The 5,913-nt window shown below is 64.9% G+C and carries 5 protein-coding genes and 2 pseudogenes; 3 read left to right on the top strand and 4 right to left on the bottom strand.

What is annotated here, in order from left to right; translation table 11 throughout:
- Both istA and ACZ6DL_RS37815 read right to left on the bottom strand, forming a co-directional pair.
- Nucleotides 1-1,525 (bottom strand): annotated as a pseudogene (gene istA / locus ACZ6DL_RS37810) (IS21 family transposase); the annotation flags it as partial.
- A gap of 327 nt (nt 1,526-1,852) precedes the next feature.
- Nucleotides 1,853-2,116 (bottom strand): hypothetical protein, encoded by a 264-nt coding sequence (locus ACZ6DL_RS37815; RefSeq protein WP_466058521.1) that lies wholly within the window; start codon nt 2,114-2,116, stop codon nt 1,853-1,855.
- A 157-nt stretch (nt 2,117-2,273) separates the two neighbouring features.
- Between ACZ6DL_RS37815 and ACZ6DL_RS37820 the strand changes: the two are divergent.
- A pseudogene (locus ACZ6DL_RS37820) lies at nt 2,274-2,630 on the top strand (Tn3 family transposase); the annotation flags it as partial.
- A 115-nt stretch (nt 2,631-2,745) separates the two neighbouring features.
- Here the strand turns inward: ACZ6DL_RS37820 and ACZ6DL_RS37825 are convergent.
- On the bottom strand, nt 2,746-3,021 hold the full coding sequence (locus ACZ6DL_RS37825) for a hypothetical protein (RefSeq protein WP_466058523.1): 276 nt from the start codon (nt 3,019-3,021) through the stop codon (nt 2,746-2,748).
- A 34-nt stretch (nt 3,022-3,055) separates the two neighbouring features.
- Nucleotides 3,056-4,339 (bottom strand): hypothetical protein, encoded by a 1,284-nt coding sequence (locus ACZ6DL_RS37830; protein ID WP_466058525.1) that lies wholly within the window; start codon nt 4,337-4,339, stop codon nt 3,056-3,058.
- 797 nt (nt 4,340-5,136) lie between these two features.
- Here ACZ6DL_RS37830 and ACZ6DL_RS37835 point away from each other — a divergent pair.
- Complete coding sequence (locus ACZ6DL_RS37835; RefSeq protein ID WP_466058527.1) at nt 5,137-5,292, top strand: hypothetical protein; 156 nt, start codon at nt 5,137-5,139, stop codon at nt 5,290-5,292.
- A gap of 177 nt (nt 5,293-5,469) precedes the next feature.
- Nucleotides 5,470-5,913, top strand: a 444-nt coding sequence (locus ACZ6DL_RS37840) for a hypothetical protein (RefSeq protein ID WP_466058529.1), incomplete at its 3' end; no start/stop codon positions are given.

Here is a 5,913-nt window from a genome sequence, read left to right on the forward strand (position 1 = left end):
TTGCGGAACAGCCGCGAAGGACCATGCAGGAATGCCGCGGCCCCTCCATCACCGGTGCTCGGTGGTGGAGGGTCGGCCTCCAACCCGGCGACCAGGATGCCCTTGATGGTGCGGTAGGACGGATCACCGACCGTGATCGCTTTGGCGCAGGCCAATTCGAGCCGCGCCGGTCCATGACGATCGGCCAGTCCGAGCACGCCTTGGGCTGCGCGGAGGCGGAAAAGTGCGTTCTCCGACAGTAATTCCGCGATCACCGCGACGGTCGATCCGCCGATCTCGGCCGCGCGGTTACGGCACCAGGTCGGTCCCCGCATGGCGAAGGCGAACTTTTCCGGCGGGTAGTGGGACATGTCGGTTTGTTTGCCGAACGGTTTGCGCACATGGGTGGCGATCAGCTCGCCATTGTCGAAGATCTGCACCATCGAATATGTCGACCGCGCATCGACCTGACGGCCGATATGCCGCCACGGCACCGAATACAACGCCTTGCCGACCTTGAGGTGAATATCCGGGCCGACCTTGCCGGTCGACCACTCGGCGAGCACAAAGGTCCTACGCGGCAACGTAATCAGCGTTTCGGCCTCGATCGCTTCGAACACCGACAGCGGAGACGCGCCGCCGAGCGGGCGACACGAGCGCCGCCCAGCGACATCCCGGCACCAGGCGATCGCCGCGCTCTGCATCTGCTGCAGCGACGTCCACTCCCGGCCCCGCCAGAACGAGTCGCGGACATACGGCATCGGCCGCTCCACCCGCGGCTTGTCCTTCGGCTTCCCACGCCGGGCGGGATCGACCAAGGTGCCGAATGGTGGGCTAATTCGGCATACGAGCGGTTGATCTTCGGGTCATACAGGTCCGGACGCGCCACCCCGGTGCGCAGGTTGTCCGGCACCAACCGGGCCGGAACACCACCGAAGAACGCGAACGCCTCCACGTGACATTCGGTCCAGGCCCGCTGGTCCATCGTCACCACCGGACGCACGAACATCATCCGCGACATCGCCAGCACCATCACGAACGCCCAGATCCGGCGCTTGCGACCGCCGATCGGGTCAACCCACGAACCCAGATACCCGTAATCGATCTGGGCTTCGGCACCCGGTGGCGGGTCATCGCGCAGCACCGTCACCCGCTCACGCTGATCCTCTTCCGGCAGGTTCGCTGCGATATACCGCTTCAGCGATGCCGAGCTGGCAACCAAACCTTCCTCGTCGCGCAACCGCTGCCAGATCGTCTGCTTGCTCACCCCGGCCTTGAGCATCGCCACGATGAAATCGCGATGCTTCTCGATCTCCGGCCATGTCACCTGCCGCAACCTCGTGTCAGCCAAGTGCGGGAACCACTCCCGCACCAAGCCCGCCCACTCATCCGGCGACAGCCCCGGCCCACCCGGAGACAACCCCGCAGCGACGGCCGGGTCCACATACTTCTTGACCGTCTTACGGTCCAACCCCAGGCTGGATGCGATCTGGCTCTGCGACCTACCCGCATGCCAGTGGATCAAGATCTCGGTCACATCGACCACGCTGAACGTTCTCCTCGCCAAACCAAGCTCCCACCGCTCGAACCGATGGGAGCAGCCAACTTCTTGCGAGGACCGCACCAGCCGCCACGCACTCACCACGAGTGGGGAATTACGTGAGCGGCAACCTGAGGAATTACGTGAGCGGAAACCAGCTCACCGGGGGATTTCCGTGAGCGCCGACATTCGAGGTGGATCACCGACCGCGCACTGTGACGGTGCACTTCAACGGGCACCGCGGCTACGTCGCGGACGTCGACGGCAACGAGATCGAGTGCGGCCACCGACGGCCATCCGCCGGCACGAGCACTTGACGCAGCGCGCTGCTGGTCAGGCCGCCTTCAGCGGTTGCCCTCCCCAACGGAGTCCTTTCTCACTGCGGATGCGTGGTCGCTCACGGCGCTGGGATGAGAGGAGGTGGGCGTTGGCGTTGCGCCATCGCAGGAAGACGTGCAGGGCCCAGGTCTGCGCGGTGTGGTTGTGATGGTTGGAGTTGGCGATGGTGAGCTGCCGCAGCGGGCGGAAGTGGGCCCTACGAGCCGATCTCAGCAGAATCGCCGCGGCGCTCGGCGACACTTCATCCCGCTGACGCACACTGGCGGGACTATCTTGACACGCCCGACGCCCAGACACGCCAACTGAGGTGGTCTCGAAATTCACCGATACGGCCACCTCGGACCACCCCCGAGTGACCTCGGAATTCACCGATAAGTGGTCACGGAATTCACCCTTATAGCCAGATGACGAACCCTACCGGCGCGAAGACAAGCGGCAGGCCAACCTCACCGAGAGCCGACACAATCTGGCCCGCAACGTGTATCACGGCCACAAAAGCAAGGTGCGCCAGGCGTACTACGACGGCATGGAAGACCAACTCTCAGCTCTCGGGCTGGTATTGAACTGCGTGGTGCTGTGGAACACCCGTCTACCTCGACCACGCCGTCGCAACCCCGCACGAGCAGGGCCGTCGACTAGAGTAGCTGCCATAACTCGCTACCGCCGGATTTCTGGCGAATGCGCCCTGACCCCCGACATACAGGACATCGGCGGCGTGAGCGTCGGCCCATCCTTCGATTGTCGCGACCACAGCCCCGATTCGGTTCACTGATCGGTGTGTGGAGAATCGATCCGTTCTCGGACGGCGTCGCAACGGCGGAGCATGTCGAAACAGAGCCGCCGACACGCACGAATCGCATGTGCCCGGCTGCACCCGGGTGGCAGGTTCACCGACAACGTTCCCATGTCGGGTTTTTCAGGACGTAGTGGCGGCCGAGCTGGTGTGTCGTGCGGTTCTCGCGGAGGACCTCGGTATCGTCACCTTCCACGGCGAGGACGCCGGTGACCTCGAAGGTGCCGTGGTGGTCGCTCTCGTCCCACTGTGGCAGCCCGTCGAGGTACACGTGCGTGTTCCGGCCGCACCGCAGCACGGCCCCGGCCATTGCGTTCTCGGCGATGCCGTAGAGCACGACCTCCTCGTCGAGATAGTCTGCGAGATCCACTCTGTCCTCCTGGCCGAGACGATGGTCGGTGGTTTCAAGGCATGTCCCGCACGAAGGCGATGCACACCACCGAACTGTCGAAATCGGGATAAGCGGTGAAGAATTTTTCCGGTCCGCTCTGGTAGACGCACATCGGATCCTTGGGGTCGGTGCGCTCGGCGTGATTGGCATGCCACCAGCTTCCGCTGCATTCGTCATACCATCCGTCGTCGAACTTTATGAATCCGGGCTTACCCTGGAAGAGATCCTTGGACATGTCGACCTGCCCGGTGTGGGGGTGGGGGGCGAACCTGGCCGGATTCGGAAGCACCGACGAGGTCCCCAGCGGGTGCCGGAGGGTTCGGGCTGGTTTTCCGTCCATGCCAAGCTTCTCTTCCTGGCCCGACCAGAAGTGTTTGGCGAATATCTGCGCGCGCAAGTTCGACAGATCACCGGAAGGTAGCGCGTCGGTGACCCCGCGCAGCGGGGCGAGGTGTTTGTCCGCGCGTACCAGCTCGGCGAATTTCGCGGCGTCCGCAGGCCCGGTGGCGAGGATGTCGTTAAATCTCGCGGCGTACCCGGACACTTGCTGGAAAACCTGCTGTCCACCGACGGCCTTGGCGGCATCTCGAGCCTCGAGCAAGGCGGCGACCTTCTCTGCCCCGATTCCGGCCCAGTACCGCCGCGTTATCGTTTTGGCCTGCTCGTATTCGTCTTCCAACTCTTTGATCTTCGTCTGCATGCGCGGCACAGTGAATGAGTCCTGGCCCGCACCCGGCTTCTTCAATTCGGAATTGAGGTCCTGTCGTGCCCGAGTCAGGTTGCGCCGTAATCTGTTCACCACGTCGTTGGCGATCTCCCCGCGGCCGAGCACCTTCTCGGTCTCTGCGACCAAGCGATGGGCTCGCGCGTCGGCGAATGCCAGATTCGTCGGAGGTGCCTCGAGACCGGTGCGGCCCAGGCGCACCATGGTCAGTCCGATACAGCCCAAGTCAACCGTCTTGAGTTCGGCCGGGGTGAGCTTTCGCCCGATTTGGTCCTCGAATAGCTCTATGTAGTCCTGTTTGGTGTGGACGCGTCGTTCCGCGGCGGCCACAGGCCGGTCGAACAGGACGGATGCTGGCGCGCGGACCGGCGACGCACTCACCGAGACATCGCGGCCGGCCGCCCTCACGGTATCGGCGCCATTCCTGTCGGTGGCGAGTGCTTCCTCAACACCGCGGCCGAGCGTGCGTGCCGTGGGCCTCACGATGTTTTCAGCGGCACCTTCTACCGCCTGAACGGTCGCACCCGCTAAGCGTTCTTTGGCCTCCCGCATCACACGCCCGGCTTTACTCACCCGCTGACGACCTGTCCTTCCACGGCTCCAGTGTCGAGCATACGTGCAGGGCAAACCCGACGCGATCTCAGAAATCGCTGCTGGGTGTAGCACCGCGCTCGGTATCCGGGAGTAGCGAGCACGGCCGGAATCCGGCGGAGAGGAAGGGAGAAGCCCGGGAAGGTAAATCCCAAGACGGGCCGCCCATCTTGGCGAAATCGCCGCCCCGGAGCACTGTTGAGAATCGCGGTGTTCGACATCCCTCGGGTTTCATCCGTTAGAGGTGATCCATGCCCCGGGCAGTCGCCCCTAGCCTGTGGTTGCGCATGGTGCAGTCGTCGGGCGGATACCGAACGGCTCGCACCGCCTGCCCGAAGCACGCGCACATCTGGCGCGGGAGATCGCAGCGCATCAGGCCAAGCTGGACCGGTTTGAAGCGTTGGAGTTCGGGCACTGGCCGTAACGCCGCAGGTTCGGTCGTGACGCCAGGGCTGGGCCTGCGGTGTCGTGTCCGAGGAACTGGTGGGATCCCCTGTCTGCGAAACCGTGATATTTGCCGCGTGGGTGGGTAACCGTTACCTGTCGGATCGGTTGCCGCCGGTGGCGCGGTCGTTGCCGGCAAGTGTCCGAATATTGGATTGCGGCCCCAGCCGATCGGAGCATGTACGGAGTCATCCACGGTTACCCCCGCTGCAGCGGCCCACTGGTTCGCCAAGACCGACCCGACCGCCAACCGCGGTTCCCGGCGCGGCCCTGTCGATACCCCGGCCGCCGCCCGGACACCACCGAGGTCCGGGTTCGATGCGCACCTTGCGCCGTTGCGGATCCCGGCGGTGGTGCTCGGTGTCGTGTTACTCGCCGCCGGCTTGGTTGCGCTGGTTCCGCTGCATGCGTGGTGGCGTGACTACGGCGGGCCGCTGGCAAGCGTCGCCTACCTGCAATATCTGGGCGTGGCCGCGACCGTGGCGTGGTGAGGAATACGTATGGTCGGCCGACACCGGCAGCTGCCTCGGCACGGTATGCCCCCAGAGAAGGACAGCGGCCCTCACCCCGCTGGGCGGGCTGAGGCCGATGGTCGAACCGATCGATGGTTCGCCCTGGTGTCCGCGCCCTGTCAGGACGGGCATCCGCAGCCTCGGCAGGGCCCGACCGTGGGGGTGATCGGCGCGATCGTCGCCTCCCCGTTGAGAGTGATCACCGGGGTGATCCGGTGTCCTCAAGCCGTGCCGGACCAGGCCGAGGAGAAGACGCGACCGGACCCCGCGGTCATCCGCAGGCAACTCAAGCAGATCGCCGAAGCCGCCGCCGTGGGCGAGTTGTCCGAGCAGCAAATGCTTGCCGCCCAGCAGCAAGTGTTCCTCCAGATGCAGCGCAACGGATCGACGTCCTGGCCGCCCGGTGATGTCGGCAGTCGCCGTGAGGCTTACGAACCCTTCCCGGCAGGCAGTGGACTCGGGCACTCTGACCGATCACCAGGCGACCGTCGGCGGGCAGGCTGGTCGGGCTGCGGTCCGCGTGCTGGCCGCGTTGCCGGTTCGATATCTACTGTGCTAGATGTGAAAGCGATGCGCCGTTCCTACCGCCAGGCGCGCTAC

It is taken from the genome of Nocardia sp. NPDC041819 (genome assembly GCF_055590505.1).